Annotated in this window: 1 protein-coding gene; it reads right to left on the bottom strand. The window is 65.7% G+C overall.

The annotated features are described in order from the left end of the window. The coding region (locus tag FMZ75_RS21210; RefSeq protein WP_166146307.1) for an IS256 family transposase at nt 1–715 on the bottom strand (715 nt) is incomplete at both ends.

Raw genomic sequence — 715 nt, 5'->3', positions numbered from 1 at the left:
GCAAGGTGGGCCGGAGCTGATCGGCGACCTTGCGCCACTGCGCTTTGGCGGCGTCGGCGTCGTCCTGCGCGAAAGCCGTGGCGATGAAGGCGGAAACGACGCGGCGGCCGCTCTTGCCGGCATGAGCGAGCGCGTTGCGCATGAAGTGCACCCGGCAACGCTGCCAGCCGGCGTGCATCACCTTGGCGACAGCGGCTTTTATGCCCTCGTGGGCGTCGGAAACGACGAGCTTGACGCCGCGCAGACCGCGCCGCCGGAGCTTGCGCAGAAAATCGGTCCAGAAGGTTTCGGCTTCCGAAGGGCCGATGTCCATGCCGAGGACCTCGCGCCGTCCGTCGTTGTTGACGCCGATGGCGACAATCACCGCCACCGAGACGATACGGCCGTTCTGGCGGACTTTGACGTAAGTCGCGTCGATCCAGACATAGGGCCAATCGCCTTCGATCGGGCGATCGAGAAAGGCTTTGACCTTCTCGTCGATCTCCTCGCACAGCCGGCTGACCTGGCTCTTGGAGACGCCGGAGCCGCCCATGGCTTTGACGAGATCGTCGACAGAGCGCGTCGAGACGCCCTGCACATAGGCCTCTTGGATCACCGCCGTGAGCGCCTTCTCGGCCACGCGCCGCGGCTCGAGGAAGCAGGGAAAATAGGTTCCCTTGCGGAGCTTGGGGATGCGCAGCTCCACCGTTCCGGCCCGGGTCTCCCAGTCGCGATC

The sequence above is a fragment of the Methylosinus sp. RM1 genome (assembly GCF_011378635.1).
Classification (GTDB): Bacteria; Pseudomonadota; Alphaproteobacteria; order Rhizobiales; family Beijerinckiaceae; genus Methylosinus; species Methylosinus sporium.
This window is presented reverse-complemented; position numbering and strand designations above follow the sequence as displayed.